Annotated in this window: 17 protein-coding genes; 7 read left to right on the forward strand and 10 right to left on the reverse strand. The window is 69.8% G+C overall.

The genetic code is table 11. From position 1 onward, the window contains the following. The first annotated feature begins 7 nt into the window (after positions 1-7). From QRX50_RS05610 to QRX50_RS05620, 3 genes are all read left to right on the forward strand, one after another. The gene (locus QRX50_RS05610; protein WP_285970896.1) at positions 8-337 is read left to right on the forward strand and encodes a hypothetical protein; all 330 of its coding nucleotides are present in this window, start codon (positions 8-10) and stop codon (positions 335-337) included. A gap of 8 nt (positions 338-345) precedes the next feature. Beyond that, complete coding sequence (locus QRX50_RS05615) at positions 346-891, forward strand: SigE family RNA polymerase sigma factor (RefSeq protein ID WP_285970897.1); 546 nt, start codon at positions 346-348, stop codon at positions 889-891. A 125-nt stretch (positions 892-1,016) separates the two neighbouring features. After that, a complete protein-coding gene (locus QRX50_RS05620) occupies positions 1,017-1,691 on the forward strand; it encodes a hypothetical protein (RefSeq protein ID WP_285970898.1) in 675 nt (224 codons plus the stop codon). 970 nt (positions 1,692-2,661) lie between these two features. On the opposite strand, the gene QRX50_RS05625 is transcribed toward QRX50_RS05620, so the two are convergent. After that, on the reverse strand, positions 2,662-4,020 hold the full coding sequence (locus QRX50_RS05625; RefSeq protein WP_285970899.1) for an MFS transporter: 1,359 nt from the start codon (positions 4,018-4,020) through the stop codon (positions 2,662-2,664). A gap of 202 nt (positions 4,021-4,222) precedes the next feature. Here QRX50_RS05625 and QRX50_RS05630 point away from each other — a divergent pair, with 202 nt between their 5' ends. The 3 genes from QRX50_RS05630 (at position 4,223) to QRX50_RS05640 (ending at position 6,875) form a co-directional block, all read left to right on the forward strand. Further along, entirely contained in the window at positions 4,223-4,816 is a 594-nt protein-coding gene (locus tag QRX50_RS05630) for a PaaI family thioesterase (protein ID WP_285970900.1), read from the forward strand. 118 nt (positions 4,817-4,934) lie between these two features. After that, positions 4,935-6,359 (forward strand): NAD(P)/FAD-dependent oxidoreductase, encoded by a 1,425-nt coding sequence (locus tag QRX50_RS05635; RefSeq protein WP_285970901.1) that lies wholly within the window; start codon positions 4,935-4,937, stop codon positions 6,357-6,359. A gap of 366 nt (positions 6,360-6,725) precedes the next feature. Next, positions 6,726-6,875, forward strand: a complete 150-nt coding sequence (locus QRX50_RS05640; protein WP_285970902.1) for a hypothetical protein — start codon at positions 6,726-6,728, stop codon at positions 6,873-6,875. 7 nt (positions 6,876-6,882) lie between these two features. Here QRX50_RS05640 and QRX50_RS05645 read toward each other — a convergent pair whose 3' ends face one another. Beyond that, complete coding sequence (locus QRX50_RS05645) at positions 6,883-7,599, reverse strand: helix-turn-helix domain-containing protein (RefSeq protein WP_285970903.1); 717 nt, start codon at positions 7,597-7,599, stop codon at positions 6,883-6,885. Positions 7,600-7,815: 216 nt separating this feature from the next. Here QRX50_RS05645 and QRX50_RS05650 point away from each other — a divergent pair, with 216 nt between their 5' ends. Next, positions 7,816-8,478 (forward strand): DUF4097 family beta strand repeat-containing protein, encoded by a 663-nt coding sequence (locus QRX50_RS05650; RefSeq protein ID WP_285970904.1) that lies wholly within the window; start codon positions 7,816-7,818, stop codon positions 8,476-8,478. 52 nt (positions 8,479-8,530) lie between these two features. Here the strand turns inward: QRX50_RS05650 and QRX50_RS05655 are convergent, their stop codons facing one another. The 8 genes from QRX50_RS05655 to QRX50_RS05695 all read right to left on the reverse strand — a co-directional run bounded on the left by QRX50_RS05655 (position 8,531) and on the right by QRX50_RS05695 (position 19,550). After that, complete coding sequence (locus QRX50_RS05655; protein WP_285974366.1) at positions 8,531-10,852, reverse strand: serine/threonine-protein kinase; 2,322 nt, start codon at positions 10,850-10,852, stop codon at positions 8,531-8,533. A 1,250-nt stretch (positions 10,853-12,102) separates the two neighbouring features. After that, positions 12,103-13,071: a glutamate ABC transporter substrate-binding protein gene (locus QRX50_RS05660; RefSeq protein ID WP_285970905.1), complete on the reverse strand. Its 969-nt coding sequence runs from the start codon at positions 13,069-13,071 to the stop codon at positions 12,103-12,105. Positions 13,072-13,144: 73 nt separating this feature from the next. Beyond that, entirely contained in the window at positions 13,145-14,557 is a 1,413-nt protein-coding gene (locus QRX50_RS05665; RefSeq protein WP_285970906.1) for a GlnX family signal transduction membrane protein, read from the reverse strand. 95 nt (positions 14,558-14,652) lie between these two features. Further along, positions 14,653-14,964, reverse strand: coding sequence for a DUF397 domain-containing protein (locus tag QRX50_RS05670; protein ID WP_353074093.1), 312 nt, complete (start codon positions 14,962-14,964; stop codon positions 14,653-14,655). Beyond that, a complete protein-coding gene (locus tag QRX50_RS05680; protein ID WP_285970907.1) occupies positions 14,961-15,824 on the reverse strand; it encodes a helix-turn-helix domain-containing protein in 864 nt (287 codons plus the stop codon). The genes QRX50_RS05670 and QRX50_RS05680 overlap by 4 nt, the downstream gene beginning before the upstream one ends. 107 nt (positions 15,825-15,931) lie before the next feature. Next, positions 15,932-17,167 (reverse strand): helix-turn-helix domain-containing protein, encoded by a 1,236-nt coding sequence (locus QRX50_RS05685; RefSeq protein WP_285970908.1) that lies wholly within the window; start codon positions 17,165-17,167, stop codon positions 15,932-15,934. A 215-nt stretch (positions 17,168-17,382) separates the two neighbouring features. Then, positions 17,383-18,537: an acetoin dehydrogenase dihydrolipoyllysine-residue acetyltransferase subunit gene (locus QRX50_RS05690; RefSeq protein WP_285970909.1), complete on the reverse strand. Its 1,155-nt coding sequence runs from the start codon at positions 18,535-18,537 to the stop codon at positions 17,383-17,385. Further along, positions 18,537-19,550 carry an alpha-ketoacid dehydrogenase subunit beta gene (locus QRX50_RS05695; RefSeq protein ID WP_285970910.1) on the reverse strand — a complete coding sequence of 338 codons (1,014 nt, stop codon included), beginning with the start codon at positions 19,548-19,550 and terminating at the stop codon, positions 18,537-18,539. Before QRX50_RS05695 ends, QRX50_RS05690 begins: the two co-directional genes overlap by 1 nt. Positions 19,551-19,554 lie beyond the last annotated feature (4 nt).

Genomic DNA, 19,554 nt, shown 5'->3' on the forward strand with positions numbered 1-19,554 from the left:
AGCTGTTTTGCGTATTCGTTTCGCGTTGAGTGTCGGTGCGTTGCTGCTGGCCGGGGGTGCCGTGACGGGTGGGGCGGTGGCGTTCGCGCAGCCGGCGCCGCCGACGGCGCAGCCGACCGCGCCCGTCCAGGCGCCGCCGACGGAGGCGACGCGGCCGACGTTGCCGACGCAGCGGCCGACCGAGGTGGCGCCGCCGACCGCGGTGCCGACGCGTATGCCGGCGCAGGCTCCGGGCGTGAAGGCGCCGGGCGTGAAGGCGCCGGGCGGCGTGCGCGTGCCCACGGCGATCCCCGCGGGGCCGACCGGCGACCTGAACCTGCCGGACATCTGGGGCTGATCGCGCAGGTGATCTCCCGCTCCCGTCCGGTGTCCGGGCCGAACTCGCCGTGGGACGGCGAGTTCGCCCGGTACTTCGGCGAGCGCGCGTACAGCCTGCGGGCCACGGCGTACCTGTTGTGCGGCGACTGGCACCGCGCCGAGGACCTCACGCAGGCGGCGCTGCTGAAGCTGTACCTCGCGTGGCCGCGCCTGTCGCGGCACGACAGCCTGGACGCGTACGCGCGCAAGATCGTGCTGCGCACGTTCCTCGCCGAGAACCGCCGCAGCCGCTGGAAGCGGGAGCGCCTGACCGACGCCCCACCCGACGTCCCCACCACGGACGCCGAAACCGAACACGACATGCTGGTGCGCCAGGCCCTCGCGGTGCTGGCGCCCCGTCAACGCGCCGTGCTGGTGCTGCGCTACTTCGAGGACCTGTCCGTCGACGAGACGGCCGCCGCCCTCGGCTGCAGCACCGGCACGGTGAAGAGCCAGGCTGCCCGCGGCTTGGCCACTTTGCGCAACCGGCTGGGGCCGCACTTCGCGGCTGTGGCTGTTCCTGGAGGGAGGTGACTGTTCTGGTGAACCGTGATTTTGGTGGTTTCGACGGCTCGGGTGGAGCCGGCGGCTCGGGCTCCGGCGGGGCTGGCGGCTTCAGCGGTGACGCGAGAGGCTCAGGCGGCTTTCGCGGCGACTCGATGAGCTCGGGCGACTTCGGTTCGGAAGGCCGTGGCCGCGCCTTCGGCTCGGTCGGTTCCGGTTCCGGCTCCGGCTCCGGCCGCAGCTTCGGCTCGGCTGCCTCTGGTTCCGGCCCTGACTTCGACTCGCATCCCGACTTCGGCTCGGGCTCCGACCGCGACTCCGACCTCGGCTCGGCTGCCGACACCAGCTCCGACCCGACCTCCGACACCGATGTCCGCGCCCTGTTCTCCACCCTCTCCGACGGCCCGCCGCTCACCCTCTCCGCCGCCGGCGTCATCAACGACGGCGCCCGCATCCGGCGCCGCCGCAAGCGCCTGGCCGTCGCGGGCAGCTCCGTGGCCACGGCGGCGGTCCTCGTCGTGGCCGGCCTGGCCGTGAGCTTCGCCGCCGGCCACCACGGCCCGCCGACGCCCGTGCAGCCCGCCGGCCCCGGCTTGTCGACCATCGCGCCGACGCCTCCCCCGTCGAGCGCCCTGCCGACCGCTCCGCCCACCGTCGACACGACCTCCCCTCCGCCCGGCGCCCCAACGCCGAGCCGTTCCGCGGTCCAGGCACCGGGCGAGCCGCCGGCGTCCTTTCCGTCGAGCCCGCGCACGCCCGTCCGCCTGCCGCCGCCTGCCACCACGGTCCCCAGGCACGAGAGCGCACCACCGATCGCCACGACCCGCTGAGACAGCACCGCCCCCGCGCGAGTGGACCGCTGAGCCCAACCGGCCCGCGCGAGTGGACCAATCGCGCCGCACCGCTTGGGCGAGCGGACCGATCATGCCGCGCCTGCCGCACGAAGAGACCCATCGAGCCGCCTCCGCCGCACGAGCGGACCAGTCGCGCATGGCACGCTCAGCGCCAACGGACCTGCCGCGCAGCCCGGCGCGAGTAGACCGCTGAACCCGACCGATCCGCGCGAGAGGACCTGTCGCGCCGTACCGGCTACGCGAGCGGTCCCCTCGCGCCGCATCGGTGTGAGAGGACCAGTCGTGCAGGGGGGTCGAGCCGCGAGGGGACCGATCGCGCCATGTCGAATGCGCGAGATGACCGGTCGCGTCGCGGTGGCGAGCGGCTGGACCCCTCGGCCCGTGCCGGCGAGCGATTGGACCCCTCGAGTCGCGCTGGCGCCGCGACATGACCGGTCGTGTCGGGAGCACCAGGCGACGGGCGGCGAACCCAGACTCGCCAGAGGCCCAGACCTCTCACTCAGTGAGGCAAGGATCCCCTGTTCAGACCACAGTTACCGCCCCACAACCAGGGGTGGCCGACGTCACCCCTGGAAAGTGGGTTTTCGGCGAAATATCCGGGCGCCTCGTGGCGATGTTTCCTGTGGTGGTCGACGAAGGCTGCCGACAGTCCGTTGCTCAGCCGGTCGAACGAAGAGCGAGCCGGCCCGAGAACTCGAGGAGGAAGCAAAAATGGTGTTCGCCGCACTCATGATCGAAACCGTAGTAGCTGTTGTGGTCGCCGGTGGGTTGGCGACTTGGGCGCGCAAGCGTTTCGCTGCTCCTCGCCCGGTCGAGGTCGCCGAGGTTCGCTGAGCGGAGCAGCCCCCAGGCTGTCCACAGTAGACACAGCAGACACAGCAGACGCTGTAGACGAAAAGGCGGCCCGCCCCCAACACCAATGGGGGACGGGCCGCGAGGCAAAAGCTCAGCGAGTGGCACCCGCCAGCTTGCCACCCGTGTCCGCGGTGTCGATCTGTTCGATCGGCACCTGCGAAGTCTCCGGGATCTTGAAGATCGGCACCAGCGCGATCACGGCGGCGATCATCAGGTAGTACGCCGGCCAATCGTCGTTCCCTGTGCCCTGGATCAGGGCCGTCACGACGACACCACAGGTACCACCGAACAGCGACGTCGAGATGTTGTAGCCGATCGCGAACGAGCCGTAGCGCACGCGGGTCGGGAACATCGCCGGGAACGTCGAGCCGATCACGGCCAGCATCAGCACCAGCAGGAACGCCACGATGGCGAACCCGACGACCAGCCACAGGATGCTGCCCGACTGCATGAGCTTGATGCTCGGCCAGCTCAGCACCAGGAACCCGATCGCGGCGGTGATCAGCAACGGTTTTCGCCCGATGCGGTCGGACAAAGCGCCCAGCGGCAGGATGATCGCGGCCTGCACGAGCTCCACGCCGATGATGATCAACGTGGACGTGTTGTTGTTGATCTTCAACGTATCCGTGAAGTACGTCGGCATGGTCGTCAGCAGCATGTAGTCCGCGATGTTCAGCAGCAGAACGATGCCGATGAGGTTCAGGATCATCCGCCAGTTGCGGGTGAAGGTCTCCTTCAGCGGCGCCTTCTTCGGCTTGTTGCCGGAAGCCTCGAGCCGCTTGAACTCCGGCGTGTCCTCGAGCTTCGAGCGCAGGTACAGACCGATGAGGCCCAGCGGCAGCGCGACGAAGAACGGGATCCGCCACGCCCAGGCCTCGACCTGGTCGGCCGGCAGGGAAAGCGTGACCGCGAGCACGACGACGTTGCCCAGCACGTAGCCGCTCAAAGTCCCCAGTTCCAGGAACGATCCGAAGAATCCACGGCGTTTCGTCGGCGCGTATTCGGCGATGAACGTCGCCGCGCCGCCGTACTCACCGCCCGTGGAGAAGCCCTGGATCAAGCGCAGTAACAAGATCGCGATCGGTGCCGCGATGCCCATGCTGTACGGGCCCGCGTACGTCGGCAGCACGCCGACCAGGAACGTACAGCCCGACATCAGCAGAATGGTGATCGCGAGAACCTTCTGCCGCCCCAGCTTGTCGCCCAGCGGGCCGAAGAACGCCCCGCCGAACGGCCGCACGATGAACCCGACGGCCACCAGCGCGAGCGACTTCAGCACCGCGTTGCCCTCGCCGGGAAAGAAGACCGTGCCGATGCTCGTGGCGATGGCGCCTGAGGTGAAGACGCCGTAGTCGTACCACTCGGTGGCGTTACCCATCGCCGACGCGAGGACTGCCCGTTTGACGGTTCTCTGGTCCACGTCCGGTTTTTCCGCCGTTGACTCGCTCATCCCCGCGACGACCTCCTCGTACGCGACCCAGTAGCTCCGATACAGCTCATTTCCCGAGTGTTGTCCGGCTGGGATTAATCGGCAGCGTGAGACGGGAAAGTTCTACCGTACGGAATTTTCCGACTACTGTGCGCTCAAGAAAACGCGCGCCGCAGGTCAGGCCGCGTACCGCGAACGGCTACTCGCGGGTTAACGTCAGCGCATGAGTCGTGTTTCTGGACCGTGGCCGCCGGTGTCCGTGGAGCCACCCGCCGTGCACCCGAAGGCCCCCTCCCCCGGCACCGAGCTCGGCGTGCATTTCGACGAGTGTTTCGGCTGCGGCGACGAGGTGGACGCGGGCCTGCGCCTGCGTTCGATCGTCGGCGAGGGGCACACGGTGCTCTCGAAGTTCACCGTCACGCCCGCCCACCAGGGCGCGCCCGGGCTCGCGCACGGCGGGCTGCTGGCGTGCGCGTTCGACGAGGCCCTCGGCAGCGCGGTCGGCAACCTGCTGCGGCGCCCGGCCGTGACCGGCAAACTCGAGACGGACTTCCGCCGGCCCGTGCCCGTGGGCTCGACGCTGCACATCGAGACCCGGCTGGACGGCACGGCCGGGCGCAAGATCTACGTCTCCGCCGACGGGCACCTCGACGCACCCGACGGGCCGGTCGCGGTGACGGCGCGTGCCCTGTTCGTGGCGGTCGGGTTCGAGCACTTCACGACACACGGTGACTCGGAAGCGTTGCAGAAGCTGGCCGACGCGCGCGAGAAGCAGCGGCGCGCGCAGGACGGTCAGGAGTGGGAAATCAACCCCTGACCAAAGATCAAAGTGCTTGGGACAGCACGAAAGTCCCCTTGAAGTCGGCCCGCTCGCACGTCCTTCGCCCGGCTGGTTACGGACAGGATGCGAGCACCACCAAAGGGGGAACTCTCTCATGCCCGAATCAGTGATCGACGTCTTCGACCGGCTCGTTTACGCCGAGCCGCCGGCCGAAAGGCGGGACGTGGTCGAAACCGCCTGTGTGCTCGGCGGAAGCATCGCCGGGCTCCTGGCCGCGCGGGTGCTGGCCGACCACGCCGAGCGAGTCGTCATCATCGAACGCGACGAGCTGCCCGCGGATCCCGTGATCCGCCACGCCGTTCCCCAAGGGGCCCAGGTGCACACCCTGGTGGCGGCGGGCGTGGCGTGGCTCGACCGGTGGCTGCCGGGCTTCAGCGAGGAGATGGTGGAAGCCGGCGCGACCGTGACGTTGCTGCACGAATACGCCATCCTCTACGACGGCCACCGCCAGGCGTCGAGCGACGACCAGATCCGGTCGATCCTGGCCGGTCGGCCGCTCATCGAGACCCGGATCCGCAACCGCGTGACCGCGCTGCCGAACGTCACCGTCGTCCGTGGGCAGGTGACCGGCCTCGAGTTCGGCGACGGCGCCGTCACCGGCGTCCGCTACACCGCCGACGGTGCCGATCAGGTCCGGTCGGCCGACCTGGTCGTGGACGCCATGGGCTGGGCGAGCCGCGTGCCCGACTGGCTCGGCCGGGCGGAGTTCGACCAGCCGATCCTGGAACGGCTGGCCACTCCCCTGACCTACGCGAGCGCGGTGTTCGAGCGCGCCAAACCGACCGACGAGCTGCCGCAGAAGGGTGTCGTGTCGATGCACTCGCCGGGGCAGGCCGAGGGTGGCCTCGGGCTCGCGGTGACCAACGCGATCGAGGACGACCAGTGGATCGTCACGGTGATCGGTTTCGACGAAGACCGCCCTGCCCGGACGGTGGACGAGCTGCGCGCCGTCGTGGCGCCGCTGTTCCCGCTCTTCCAAGAAGCGACGAGCGGCGCCGCGGCCCGGGACATCGAGACATATCGCCAGGCCGAGAGCCGGCGCCGGCGGTTCACCGGGCTCCGGAGCTTCCCGGCTCGGCTGGTGAGCGTGGGCGACGCGGTGGCGTCGTTCAACCCGATCTACGGCCAGGGCATCAGCTCGGCGGCGCTGCACGCGTCGTGCCTGTCCGCGTATCTGCGCGGCGAGCCCGATCAGGCCACCCCGGCCGAGGAGTTCTTCCGGCTGCAGGAAGTCGTCGTCGACGCCGTGTGGGCCGTCTCGGCCTCCGGTGACCAGGCCCGGCTCGACGCGACCAACGGCCGTGAAGTGCCCGAGGACGTACTGGAGCAGCGCCAGGCCGGCCAGCAGATCGTGGCGGCGGCCCTGGTCGACGGCGACATCGCCACCGAGTTCAACGAGGTCGCGTTCATGCTGCGGCACCCGGGCGTGCTCGCGGATCCGGCGTTCGTCGCGCGGGTGCGCGCGGTCACCGAGGGCATGGAAAGTTCACTTGCCGACAAGGCGCCGCTGGCAGAATAGGGCCGCGGGGCGCGGTCCTGGCGCCGGTGAGTCGCGTGCTGGGTACGCTTCGCTGATCTCGCGCACTACCCCGCTCGGCTGATCAGCGCCGGTGACTCCGTCGGGTCGCTCAACCCGGGGTACGGGCGGCGGGCATGAGCTCCGCGGCCCTGCACGCGTCCTGCGTCTTGGCCTACCTGCGCGGCGAGCCCGACCTGAACCGGCCGGCCACGCCGTTCTTCCGGCTCCAGGAACTCGTCGTCGACGCGGCCTGGACGACCTCCGCCGGGGGCGACGCCGCCCGGCTCGACGCGCTCCATGGCCGCGAAGTGCCCACCGACGTGAGCTCAGGCAGCGGATCCACGCGGCCATCCTCGTCGACAGCGGGTGGCGGCGGCGTTCAAGGACGTCTCGCACACGCGCCGCCACCCGGACACGTTGCCGGCGCCGGACTTTCTCGAACGCGTCAGCGCCATCGCCGGACGGACGGTGCTGCCCGAGCCGCGGCAGCGCGACGGAGCGCCGGTCACGACCTGAAGCCCGCTTACTCGGGCGGTTTCGCGGACAGGATTTCGCGGGCCTGCTCCGCGGCGCGGGCGATGCTCTCGCCGACGAAATCGACGAACCGGGCGATGTTCTCCAGGCGCGCGGCGGCGGGCGTGTCGCGGCCGAGGATCGCGACGCCCTGGCGCGCGGTCTCGGCGAGCTGGGCGTTGGCGCGCGCGCTGGCCAGGACGGACTGGTACCAGACGTCGTTGTCGGCGACGTAGCGCTCGCGGCGACGCTCGTCGCGTTCTCGGCTGAGCAGGCCCAGGCCGTCGAGGAGTGAGACGGCCTTGGAGACGGACGCGGGGCTGACCTGCAGGTGGCGGACGAGCTCGGTGGCGGTGACGCTGCCGTCGTCGCTGATGTAGAGGCAGGTCAGGACGCGGGCGGCCATCCGGGGGAGGCCGGATTGCATGAGGAGGACGGTGAACGTCTCCTCGTACTCGCGGACCGCTTCGGCGTCGCGGCCGTGGGGTTGCGGGGCCGCTGTGCGCGGGGGTGCCGGTGCTTGCTTTCGGCGGCGGGTGCGGTGCTCCGTGGCGTGGTGGGCCAGGTCGGCGCGGTAGGAGGTGGGGCCGCCGTTGCGCATGACCTCGCGGGTGATCGTCGACGTGGGGCGGTCGAGGCGGCGGGCGATCTCCGCGTAGGCGAGGCTGTCGGCGAGGCCCAGGGCGATCTGCTGGCGCTCTTGACGGGTGAGGCGGCCGCCGGGCATCTGGTTCTCCCTCGGGTTGCCTGCCGGGGCTTCAGCGTAGCGTTTTGTTTCAGTTCATTGCAACGGTAGTGTTGCGTTAGATTTTGCTCCATTGCAATGATTGTGCGCCATTTACCTGGTCTTATGCGGTTGGCGTGCAACGATGTTGTTGCCTGATTATTGAACGCAACGTAGCGTTTCTCATATTAGAAACAACAAGCACAGGAGCTGATCCAGATGCAGAAGTTCACCACCACCGCCCCGATCTCCGCCTTCGTCGCCATCCCGGCGGGGCGCGTTCAGTTCATCGCCGCGGACCGCGCCGACACCGCCGTCGAGATCCGGCCGGTCGACGCTTCGAAGGCCCGCGACGTGAAGGTCGCGGAGCAGACCACCGTCTCCTTCGCCGACGGCGTGCTGCGCATCGAAGCCACGGCGAAGAACCAGATGCTCGGCGCGTCGGGCTCGATCGAGGTGACCGTGCAGCTGCCCGCCGACTCGCGCGTCTCGGCTTCGGCCGCCGCCGCCGAGTTCCGCGGCGTGGGCCGCCTCGGCGAAGTTTCGTTCGAGGGCGCACACGGGGCGATCAAGGTCGACGAGGCGGCCGGCCTGCGACTGTCCACTCAGGCCGGTGACGTCTCCGTCGGCCGGCTCAACGGCCCGGCTTCGATCACGACGGGCAAGGGAAACATCGACATCGCGGAGGCCGTGCGCGGGTCGGTTGTGCTGCGCACGTCGGCGGGGGACGTCTCGGTGGGCGCCGCTGCGGGCGTCTCGGCTTCGCTGGACGCGGGAACGTCGTACGGACGGGTGCGGAACTCGCTGCAGAACTCCGGCGTGGCCGAGCTGACCATCGAGGCGACGACGGAGTACGGGGACATCAACGCTCGCAGTCTGTGAGCAGGACTCGTGAGTGCGGACGCAGGTCCGCACTCACGAGTCCGCGGAAGGCCTACGTGAACGTCCGCGGCCGGATCGAGTTGGCTCGGTCCACCAGCGCGACCCGGTCCTCCGTGCTCCCCGCCAACCGCGCCAACGTGCGGTAACACCGCTCCAGCCCGAACCGCACATCCCGCTCCTCCAGCGCGTACCCGAGGACCTTCGAGGTCTCGGCCGGGGACGGCGCGGAGGGCGTGCGAAGCCAGTCGTACGCGGCTTCGAGGACTTCGGCAGACAGGCGGGTTCGGCGTTCGACGTCGAGGTTGAGGCGTTCGAGGCGCCCGGAGGCGTCGAGGAGGTCCTGTTCGGAGATCCGCGACTGCTCGGAGGCGGCGCCGGACTGGGTTTTGATCTTGATGGCGGCGACCTGGGCGTCGATGTAGTGCGTGGAGGTGGCGGGGACCATCTCCAAGACCTCGACGGCGCCGGCCCGGGCGCCCTGGGCCAGGTACACGCGGGCGAGGCCGAAGGCGGCGCTCACGTAGGTGCGGTCGGTGCGCCAGACCAGTTCGTAGTAGCGCGCGGCGCCGAAGTAGTCGCCGACCCCCTCGGCGCTCACCGCCAAAGCCAGCTTCGGGGCGATTTCGCCGGGGAGGTCGTCGTAGACGGCTTCGAAGGCGACGTGCGCGACGCGCGGGCGGGCACCGGCCAGCTCGATGAGGCCGCGGTACCAGTCGATGCGCCAGTCGTGCGGGAAACCGTTGCGGATGGCCAAATACTGGGCCGCCTGGAGCTGCCGCTGGGCTTCCGCGAACTCGCCGAGCTCGATGCGTGCGCGGACGATGCGCAGGCGGACCTCGATGGACTCGCGCGGCGCGCCGGCGAGGGCTTCGATGGCTTCGCGCGGATCGAGGGCGGTGGTGGTCGCGAGGACACCGGCCGCGGGGTCGTCCGTGTCGACCTGCGGGATCGGCAGGCCGGCGACGACCTCGGCGGGTTCGGGCAGGGGCACGGTCGTGCCGGCTTCGGGGACGACGAGGTGCACGCCGAACGTCCGGCTCTCCGGCCCGAAGACCGTCGACGCGGCCTGGCGCGGTTTGCCCGTGCCGAGCGCCATGATCTCGCGCAGCACACCCGTGAGCTGGTCGGCCATGTCCTCGGCGGCGAGGAAGCGGCGGTCGGGGTCGACGTGCGTCGCGCGCTTGAGGAAGCGATAGTACGAACCGAAAAGCGCGAACAGCGGCACGGCGTCGGGGCCGGGCAGCGACGACTTGAACTTCGTGGTGTAGCCCTGGAACTCGAAGCTCAGCACGGCGAGCGTGCGGCCGACGGTGTAGAGGTCACTCGAAATCGACGCACCCTGCGTCGCCAGCTCGGGCGCGCTGTAGCCGGTGGTGAAGAACAGCGGGCTCTCGTAGTCGTCGACGCGCCGGACGGCACCCAGGTCGATCAGCTTGAGCTGCTCGTGGGTCTGGATGACGTTGTCGGGCTTGAGGTCGCAGTAGAGCAGGCCCTGGCCGTGGAGGTAGCCGAGGGCGGGGAGGATCTCGAGGCCGTACGCGATGACCTGCCCGATCGGCAACGGCTCCGGCCGCTTGCTCTCCCGGTGGTGCTGCAGGGCGAGCTGGCGCAGCGACTGGCCGCCGACGTACTCCATCACGATGTAGCCGACGGACGTGCCGGTCTGCGCGTCCGGGTGCTGCACGAAGTTGTGGATCTTGACGATGTTCGGGTGCTCGACCTCGGCGAGGAACCGCATCTCGTTGGCGGCGGCGGCCATGGCGGTCGCGTCGCCCGTGTCGATCAAGCCCTTGAGCACGACCCAGCGGTCGGAGACGTTGTGGTCCTGCGCGAGGTAGATCCAGCCGAGGCCGCCGTACGCGAGGGCGCCGAGCACTTCGTACTGGCCGCCGACGAGCTCGTGGGGCTGCAGCTTCGGCAGGAACGAGAAGGGCGTGCCGCAGTTGTCGCACTTGCCTTCGGGGTTGGCGGGCTTGCCGTCCTTGGCTCGGCCGACTTTCGCTCCGCAGTTGCCGCAGAAGCGCTTTTCTTCGGAGACGACGGGGTTCGCCAGCACGGCCGTCGCGGGGTCGCGGTACGGCACGGGCGGAACGTCGATGAGGCCGGCGCCGAGACGGCCGCGGCGGGAACGCCGGCTGGAGGTGCGGGAGCCGGTGCGGCGCGAAGTGCCGGGGAACGAGCCGGTACCGCTGCCCTGGGAACCACTGCCGGTCCCTTCGCTGCGGGTGCCCGTGCCGTGGCCTTCGCTGCGGCTCGCGGCGACGACGCTGTCCGTGCCCGGATCCGGCAGCGACTCCTGCGGCTGCAGACGCGGCGACGGCGGCATGATGCTCTGCGTACCGGGGCTCGGGTTGGCCAGAACACTGGTGGGCATCGGCGCGGCCGGGTCGACGGGGGCGACGGGCTGCTGCGACTGCGGGAGGATGACCGGAGCCAGGTCGCCCGGGGGGCGGGTGGGGTCTTCTGGCTTGGCTTCGGCGTTTTCGGCGCGGGCCGGGTCTTGGTTCTGGGCCGGGTCTTGGTGCTGGATTGGGTCGGCTGCGTTCGGCTCGGCTACGCGGTTGGCCTGCTCGGAAGGCTGGCGGCTGCTCTGTCCCGGGTCGGTGGCTTCGCTGCTACGGGCTCCGGAGTCGGACGGCTGCTGCGCGGAGCCTTCGGGGGCGCGGGTTCCTGGCTGGGCTTGCTTCCAGGGGATCGCGGAGTCGGGGGTGCGGCCGGACTGCGAAGCGGTGCCCGGGTTTTGGGCGCCAAGTTCGGCGGGGCGGCCGGACTGCGCGGAGGTGCTTGGGTTTTGGGCGCCGGTTGCGGCCGGGTCGCCGACGCGGTTGGGCTGAGACGAAGTGCCCGGGTTCGCACCTGGGTCGGCCGGGCGGCCCGGCTGCGAAGGGGTGCCCGCGTTGGAGCCGGGCTCGGCGACGCGGTTGGGCTGCTCGGGGGCCGGGCGGCCGGGCGCGTACTGGGAGCCGGGGTAGGGCTGGCCCTGGGTGCCGGGGCGGGCGGGGTGGCGTTGCTGGCCCGTGTGGGACGGGGGTGGGTAGCCGGGCGTCTGCGGGTAGGCGCGGGATTGGGACTGCGGGGATTGCGGGTGCGGCGGGTAGGGCTGGCTTTGTGAAGGGGGCTGCTGGCCGTACGGAGGCTGGGGGTAGCCGGGTTGGCCCTGTTGGCCTGGACCCTGCTGGCCGGCAGCGCCCGGGGGCTGGCCTGGACCCTGCTGGACTGGACCGGGCTGGCCCGGACCACCTTGGTACGGCTGGCCCGGGTACTGCGGGTGCTGCGCACCCTGCGCGGGGGTCTGGCGGTAGACCGGGGTGTTGATCACGGTCGGCGACTCGGGGTCCGGCCGAGCGGCCGGGTCGAGGCGGCCGGACACCGACGGCTCCGGCGTGTCCCAACGCACCGGCGGCGGCGGAGTCCACGAGGGCGTCTCGGCGCCCGCGTTCTCGTCCGGCGCGGCGTGCCGAGGACGGCGCGGCTCCTCCGACACAACTACCTCCCGAGATCCCCGCGGAAAATGTCCCGCATTGATCCTAGTCGGGCACCACGGCGCGGGGGTCCGGACGCCTCAGGAAGCCGCTGATCACGCAAGGGCCACTCGATCGGACTACGGAACTACTTGTACTCGGCCTACTTGTACTTGGGCTGCGGCGGCGTGGCCGGGCCCAGGCGGGCACCCACCCATTTCTGGTAACTGCCGGCCCACGTGCCGTTGTTGCGGTTGGTTTCGAGGACCGAGTTGACGTAGCGGACGAGGTCCGGTTGGTCCTTGGGGATGCCGATGCCGTAGTTCTCGGTGGTCATGGGGGCGCCGGCGACCTTCACGGTGGGGTCTTGGGCGGCCATGCCCGCGAGGATGGTGTCGTCCGTGGAGACGGCGTCGACCTGGTGCTGCTGGAGCATGATCAGGCAGTCGGACCAGTTGTCGACCGAGACGGCGGTGGGGTGGGCCGGGTCGGTGGCGATTTTGGCCAGGGACGTGGACTGTTTGGTGGCGCAGACGCGCTTGCCCTTGAGGTCGGACAGGGATTCGGCGTTGGAGGCCTTGGGGACGAGGATCTTCTGGCCGGCGACGTAGTACACCGACGAGAAAGCCACGTCCTTCAGGCGCGCGCACGTGATCGAATACGTCCGCACGACGATGTCGACCTGGTGATCCTTCAGCACCTGCTCGCGCTGCGACGAAGCGATCGCCCGGAACTGCACGTGGCCCTCGGCGGAGCCGAAGATCGCGGCGGCGATCTCGTTGACCACGTCGATGTCGAAGCCCTCGAGGTTGCCCGTCTTGGGGTTCCGGAAGCCGAACAGGTACGTGGTCTGGTCGACACCCGCGATGAGCTTGCCGCGGGCCTTGATCTTCGCCACCGAGGAGGACGAGGTGGAAGCGCCGGCCGGCGAGAGGCTGGCCGTGGGGTCGCAGCTGTTGTCGGACGAGCCGCCGGCGGAAGCGTCGGGGCCGCCGACGTCCGCGGGCATCGGCCAGGCCGCGTCACTCACCGGGGGCAGGTCGATCGGCTGAATCGCCGAGCCGCACGCGGAGGCCAATACCGCGACCAACGCCAATGCGGCCGCCCGGAACACGTGACGCGACCGAATCACCGGTACTCCCTCAATCTCCGCCGTCCGCAGGTGACGGTGCCCGCTGCCGTCGATCTCACGCCACCAGCCGGGGTCACCGGTACTCCCGCAGACGTTCGCGGACGCCGACGGTGACACCGCCCGCCGCGAGGACCGCGAGGGCGCCCACGCCGGGGGCCAACGCCGTCAGGGCGTTTTCGCCGGCCTGGGTGTCGTCCAGGAACTCCTGGCGGCAGACGTCGATGGCGTCCTGGAGATTCGCGTCGAGGCGGGCGAAGGCGGCCGCGGCGCTGCCCTGGCTGACGGACGTCGCGAAGTCGACGGCCTGCTGGTACTGACCGGAGTCGTCGAGCTTGCGGACCTCCAGGTGGGCCAGCGACCACTCGCGCGCGGCTTGTTCGGCGGCCTCGATCTTCTGCTGGCCGGGCGTGCCGGCGGCGAGATCACGGGCCTGGCCGAGCAGTCCGCCTTGGCCGTCGGCGCCGACGAGCCGCTCGGCGAGCTTGATGAACTGCTGCTCGTAGGTGGCGCCGTCGCCGCGGGCGACGAGGGTCAACGTCTCGTCGGCGCGGGCCTGCAGGGCGGCGATGCGCGCGCGGGCGAGCACGTCGACCTGTGAGCTGCCGTCGGTCTTGCCCGCGCCGACCAGGCTGCCCTGCACGACGAGCGCCACCGCGCCCCACAGCATCGACAGCACGATGCACGCCGTCGCCACCAGCAGGCCGATGTTGACCACGCGGTTGGTCTTGCGCGTGAGGTACACCTGCGTGACGACCAACGCGGCCACCAGCGCGAGCAACAGCGCGACGGCCGCCCACGGGAACCCGGTGCTGTCGTCCTGCTCGGCGGAAAGCTTGTCGGTGTCCGCCTGGTACAGCGCTTCGGCCGCGGGCAGGATCGTCGTCCGCATCAGCTGCGAAGCCTCGCGAAGGTACGAAGCACCCGAAGGGAAGCCCTGACGGTTGTTCGCGCGAGCCGTCTCGACGATCCCGGTGTACACGGGGATCTTCTGGTTCAGGATGTCCACCTGGTGAGCGGCGTCACCCACATCGGCGGTGTCCGACGCGGCCTTCGCCAGCGCGGAGCCGGCCTCCGCGATGTCCTGCTCGTACTTCTTGCGAAGCTCCGGCGGCTCGGTGCCCACCGACAGGAACGTGGTCGCCGCCGTCGCGTCCGCGTCGGACAGCGAGCGGAACACCTGCTGCGCCGCCGACGCGAGCGGTTCGCGGTAGCTGATCAGCCCGCCGATGGTGTCGTCCTTGTTCTGCGCCGACAGCGTGCCCACGAGCCCCGCCACCAGCGACAGCAACACCAACCCCACCGCGATCACCGAAAGCCGGCCCGGCGTGGTCGCCGCCGATCTCACGACCGCGCGCACCGCCTGGCCCGGCAGCTCCAGCAAGCCCGCGATGCCGCTGCGGCCTTCCGGTTCCTCAGGCGAGGGCGCGGAAGCACCCGTACCGCCAGTGCCCGCAGACGTCTCCGGCCGCGTCACCGTGCTGGTCATCCCCGATCCTCCCCGTACGCCACCCGCAGAAGGTAGCCGGTCGCGGAGAGCCGGGCGAACCTCACCCGGAAGGTGTCACCAGCACGTGATCTCGATCAGCCTGCGACGGCAGTGCTGGCAGCGGTGAGGAAGGCGGTCCAGGCTTGAGCCGAAACGGTGAGGTGACCCGCACCACGGTCCTTCGTGTCACGCACGCCGATCTCGATGGCTGGGGTGGCAGTCACCTCGACGCAGTTGGCCTGAGTGGTGCTGTAGGAACTCTTGTTCCACGCGCCGACCTCAACGCAGTTCGACTCGGAGGTGCTGTGCGAGCTCTTGTGCCAGGCCCCAACCTCCACGCAGTTGGACTGCGTGGTGCTGTAAGAACTCTTCTGCCAAGTGACCTGGACGGAGTCGACTGCGATCATGGTTCAGGCTCCCCGGACGAGTTGAGATTGCCGATGACTCTGGCAATCAGCCTAGCGGAGTCCTGCGGTGCCAGAGCAACGGCAATTAGCCCCTTCCACGCGCGTTTCACCCGAGCGACTGGCTCTTCGTCCTCGAGAAAGTTGCTGGCGCCATGGGTTTCCGCATATGCAAGCGATGGTTCATCGATGAACTCCAAGAGCGCGAGCGGACCCTCCAGACCGGGATGTGTCCCGGCAGCCGATGGCACCACCCGAATCGTCACTCTCGAACGGTTCATCATGAGCTGCAGGTTTTGAAGCTGCGCTCGCATGACATCGAGATCGCCGACAGTGCGATGCAGAACACTCTCTTCGATCAAGAGGTGGACGGCAGGACCGTCGTGGCGGCTGAGCACCACCTGCCGGTTTAAGCGCGCTGCCACCAGCTTCTCGACTTCAGGTTCGGTCAGCTGGTTGTCGATTCCGTGCATCAGTGCGCGCGCGTACTCAGGCGTCTGCGCGAGACCCGGCATCACCAGTGGCTCATAGTTCTTGATCGCGGCGGCTGACTCCTCGAAGCGGATCAGCTCCTTCCAGGTGGGCGGCAACTTGCCATGGATCTCGTGCCAGTTGCGCTCCTCGCCTTCGCGCAGCAACTTGAGCAGCTCTTGGCGTTTCTCCGTCGGCGCATGGAGGAAGCCGAGGATGGCGGAGACGTCGTCCGCGTACAGGCCGCGGTCGCCCGTCTCCATGCGGCTGATCTTGCTCTCCGAGAAGCCGAGGCCGTCGGAAACCTCTTTGCATGTCATGCCCGCCGCCATGCGCAGCGTCCGCAGCTCCGCGGAGACCCGGCGCTGCCGCACCGATGTTCGCTTGGTCATAGTGCACACCATCGCCGCTTGCCACGCGGGCAAGAAAGATCACTCACACCAATGGTGGTTGCGCGTACGCGGGGCAACCCGCGCGTGCCACTGCTTCGCGCACCAAATCAGCCCGCGATGGAAGATCCGTGCACGACGACTTCGAGGTTGTCGGCGAACCGGTACGGCCGCCCGACGATGATCCCGCCGACGACCCGCCGCAGCCGCGAAACCTCGGCGCGGACGGTGACCGTGCGCGTCGCGTCGCCGAACAACACCGAGGACAACTGTGAAGCGCTGCAGCCGTTTCGGTGCGCCGCGAGGGCGTACAGGAGCTGGGCGTGCCGCGGGGAGACGCGGTGGGTCCATTCGCTCGCGGCGCCGTAGACCGTGAGCATCGGTTCGCCCGGCACACGCAGGTCCAGGGAAACCCGGGTCGGTGGAGCGGCTCCGGAGTCAAAACCGGAGTCGGCCAGGCGAATGAGCCAGCCGCCGGGCAGTGGTTCGACCACGCAGTAGCCGTGGGCGGGTAGCCACAGCGGGCCGGGCCCCACGGACGTGGGCAGCGGCAGGCGGTCGGCGGGCGCGAGTCCGGCGGCGGCGGCGATCCAGCCGTGTGGATCGGTGACCAGCGCGCGGCCGGAAACCTTGGCCAGCAAGGGAACCGCCATGCCGCGCAGGCGTTCGAGGTCGGTCAGGTGCGCGGTGCGCAGCTGGGACTCGGCGAGGCGTCCGACGGCGTCGACGAGGGCGAGGGTGGTGGCGTGGACCGTCGAAGCGGGGCCGGAGAGGTCGACGACGCCGAGGAGCCGGCCGTCGCGGGGATCGTGCAGCGGGGCGGCGGCACAGGTCCAGTCGTGCTGGGCGCGGACGTAGTGCTCGGCGGAGTAGACCTGCACCGGCTGTCGAGCGACGAGCGCCGTGCCGATGGCGTTGGTGCCGACGGCTTCCTCCTGCCAATCGACACCCTCCACGAACCCGAGCCGGTCGGCGCGGCGGCGGACGGGGACGGAACCGTCGCGCCAGAGGACGTGGCCGGCGGCGTCGACGATCACCATGATGTGCGCGGCCTGCTCGGCGAGGCTGAGCAGACCGCCCCGCAGCAACGGCAGCAGCGGGGCCAGAGCGCTTTCGCGACGACGTTCTTCGAGCTCGGCCGCGTCAAGAATGGGCGAGGACGCACCACGGTCCGGGTCGATGCCGAGCTGCTGTACCCGGGACCACGACTCGCTGATCACCGAGCGCGGCGCACTGGGCAGCGCTTCACCGGCGATGGCGGCTTCGTGGACGCGGGCGAGGGCGCGCGCGTGCCGTCGGGGGTCGACCCCGACCGGCAACGCTGCCTCGAGGTGCTGCTGGCCCAACCACCGCTCCTCGCCCGACTCCCCCAATGTGGCGTTCGTTGCGCTCAACGCACCGAACGCCACATTCGGTGCGCTCAACGCACCCAACGCCACATTGGGGTGCTTCTCACCCGGCTCCCGGCGCCAGTGTGCCGGTGGTCGGGCCGTGATCGGAAGGGGCGGTGACTTCACTGACAGAGTCGATCAAGGCCGTAACGGAGTCAGTCGACGGTCGATCAAGGCCGTGGCGATGCCTCCGTCGCCCCGGCAGCCGCCTCGCCCGCGACCTCGACTACGGCTTCGACCACGGCCGACGGTTTCTCCAGGTGGACCAGGTGGCCCGCGTTTTCGACGCGGTGGACGTTCGTGAGGCCGGCGGCGTTTTCCGCCGGGAGCACGGCGTCTTCGCTGCCCCAGACCACGGTGACCGGGCCTTCGTACTGAGCCAGGAGCGGGGCGACGTGGAGGGCCGGGGTGTCGTCGTCTTCGAGCAGGGTGGCGAGGAGTTTCGCCAGGACGCGATCGACGCCGTCGAGGCGTTTGTACTTCAGGAGGTCGTCGGCGAGGCGGCGCGTGACCAGGTCCGGGTCGGCGAAAAGAGCACCCAAGTGCGGTTTCAGATCCCGCCTCGACGTGGCGGTGGCGAAGCCGCGCAGGTAACCGGTGTTGATGCGGTCGCCGAAGCCGGCCGGGGCCACCAGCGTGAGCGAAGAGACCTTCGCGGGTTGCGCCGCGGCGGCGGCCACCACGACGGCGCCGCCGAGCGAGTGGCCGACGAGGTGCGCCTTGGTGACGTTGAGTGTTTCCAAGAATCCGAGGACGGCGTTGGCGAGGGTGGTGAGCGAGCCGTCGCCGACGTCCTTGGTGGACTCGCCGTGACCGGGCAGGTCGAGGGCGTGGACGGTGCGGCCGTCGGCGAGCGGCTCCTGGACGAAGAGCCAGGAGTTCTTGTCGCCGCCGTAGCCGTGGACGAGGACGACAACCTCACTGTCTGAGCCACTCGGCTCACCGAGCGTGGCGTAGCTGAGCTTGCGGCCGTCGACCTCGACGGTGCCGGTGACCGGTCCCGCCGCCTCCTCGACCACGCCTTCGGCCAGCTCCCGCAACGCGGCTTCGGCGGCTTCGTCGACCTCGGCGTCGGCGACGGAGGCCGGCGCAACCAGGGCGATCGTGGCGCCGACGGGCACGTCCTCCCCCGTCGGCGCGATCACCCGGCGCAGCACGCCGGAGCCCGGGGACTCCAGCGTGCCGGTGATCTTGTCGGTGTCGATGTCGACGAGGTCATCACCCTCGGTGATGTCGTCGCCTTCGGTGGCGAGCCAGTCGGTGATGCGGCCGGTCTTCATCGACAGGCCCCACTTGGGCATGGTGACGCGCTGGATGTCGGCCATCAGCGGGTCCAGCCGACCACGGCTTTCGCCGCGTTGACCACCTGCTGGGGGCCGGGGATGTAGAGGTCTTCGAGCGCGTCGGCGAAGGGCACGGGCGTGTGCGGCGGGGTGACCATCTCGATCGGCGCCCGCAGCGACGCGAACCCTTCGCGCGCGACGAGCGCGGAGATGTCCGTGGCCAGGTTGCAGCGCGGGGAAGCCTCGTCGACGATCACGAGCCGGCCGGTGTTCTCGACGCTTTCGAGGATCGTCTCGGTGTCGAGGGGACTGGTCGTGCGCGGGTCGATCACCTCGGCCTCGATGCCGCTTTCGAACAGCTCGTGCGCGGCTTCCTCGGCGACGCCGACCATGCGGCCGATGGCGACGATGGTGACGTCGTCGCCGTCGCGCACGACGTTGGCTTCACCGAACGGAATGGTGTAGCTGTCTTCGGGGACTTCGCCGGTGGTGTCGTAGAGGGCCTTGTGCTCGCAGAAAATCACGGGGTCGTCGTCGCGAATGGACTGGATGAGCAGGCCCTTGGCCTCGTACGGGCTGGAGGGCACCACGACCTTGAGGCCCGGGATGTGCGTGAAAATCGGGTACAGGCACTGGGAATGCTGGGCGGCGGCCCGCAGGCCCGCGCCGTACATCGTGCGGATCACCACGGGCGTGCGCGCGTTGCCGCCGAACATGTAGCGGAACTTGGCTGCCTGGTTGAAGATCTGGTCGAAGCAGACGCCCATGAAGTCGATGAACATCAGCTCGGCCACGGGCCGCTGGCCGGCCGTCGCGGCGCCGATGGCCGCGCCGATGAAGGCCGACTCGGAGATCGGGGTGTCGAGCACCCGACCGGGGAACTGGTGGAAAAGTCCTTTGGTGACACCGAGAACGCCGCCCCACGCGTCGTCGTCACCGGGGCTGCCCGCGCCGCCGGCGTTGTCCTCGCCCATCACGATCACCGACTCGTCGCGCTGCATCTCCTGCGCGAGGGCCTCGTTGATCGCTTCGCGGTAGCTGATCGTGCGTGCCATGACT

The sequence above is a fragment of the Amycolatopsis sp. 2-15 genome, assembly GCF_030285625.1.
In the GTDB taxonomy this organism is placed as follows: Bacteria; Actinomycetota; Actinomycetes; order Mycobacteriales; family Pseudonocardiaceae; genus Amycolatopsis; species Amycolatopsis carbonis.

Excerpts from the sequence above, each read along its gene's own strand:
- QRX50_RS05650 (WP_285970904.1), top strand. The coding sequence starts at position 7,816 with ATGCAGAAGTTCACCACCACCGCCCCGATCTCCGCCTTCGTCGCCATC.
- QRX50_RS05620 (WP_285970898.1), top strand. The coding sequence starts at position 1,017 with ATGAGCTCGGGCGACTTCGGTTCGGAAGGCCGTGGCCGCGCCTTCGGC.
- QRX50_RS05680 (WP_285970907.1), bottom strand. The coding sequence starts at position 15,824 with ATGACCAAGCGAACATCGGTGCGGCAGCGCCGGGTCTCCGCGGAGCTG.
- QRX50_RS05670 (WP_353074093.1), bottom strand. The coding sequence starts at position 14,964 with ATGATCGCAGTCGACTCCGTCCAGGTCACTTGGCAGAAGAGTTCTTAC.
- QRX50_RS05665 (WP_285970906.1), bottom strand. The coding sequence starts at position 14,557 with ATGACCAGCACGGTGACGCGGCCGGAGACGTCTGCGGGCACTGGCGGT.
- QRX50_RS05695 (WP_285970910.1), bottom strand. The coding sequence starts at position 19,550 with ATGGCACGCACGATCAGCTACCGCGAAGCGATCAACGAGGCCCTCGCG.
- QRX50_RS05630 (WP_285970900.1), top strand. The coding sequence starts at position 4,223 with ATGAGTCGTGTTTCTGGACCGTGGCCGCCGGTGTCCGTGGAGCCACCC.
- QRX50_RS05625 (WP_285970899.1), bottom strand. The coding sequence starts at position 4,020 with ATGAGCGAGTCAACGGCGGAAAAACCGGACGTGGACCAGAGAACCGTC.
- QRX50_RS05635 (WP_285970901.1), top strand. The coding sequence starts at position 4,935 with ATGCCCGAATCAGTGATCGACGTCTTCGACCGGCTCGTTTACGCCGAG.
- QRX50_RS05645 (WP_285970903.1), bottom strand. The coding sequence starts at position 7,599 with ATGCCCGGCGGCCGCCTCACCCGTCAAGAGCGCCAGCAGATCGCCCTG.
- QRX50_RS05690 (WP_285970909.1), bottom strand. The coding sequence starts at position 18,537 with ATGGCCGACATCCAGCGCGTCACCATGCCCAAGTGGGGCCTGTCGATG.
- QRX50_RS05655 (WP_285974366.1), bottom strand. The coding sequence starts at position 10,852 with ATGCCCACCAGTGTTCTGGCCAACCCGAGCCCCGGTACGCAGAGCATC.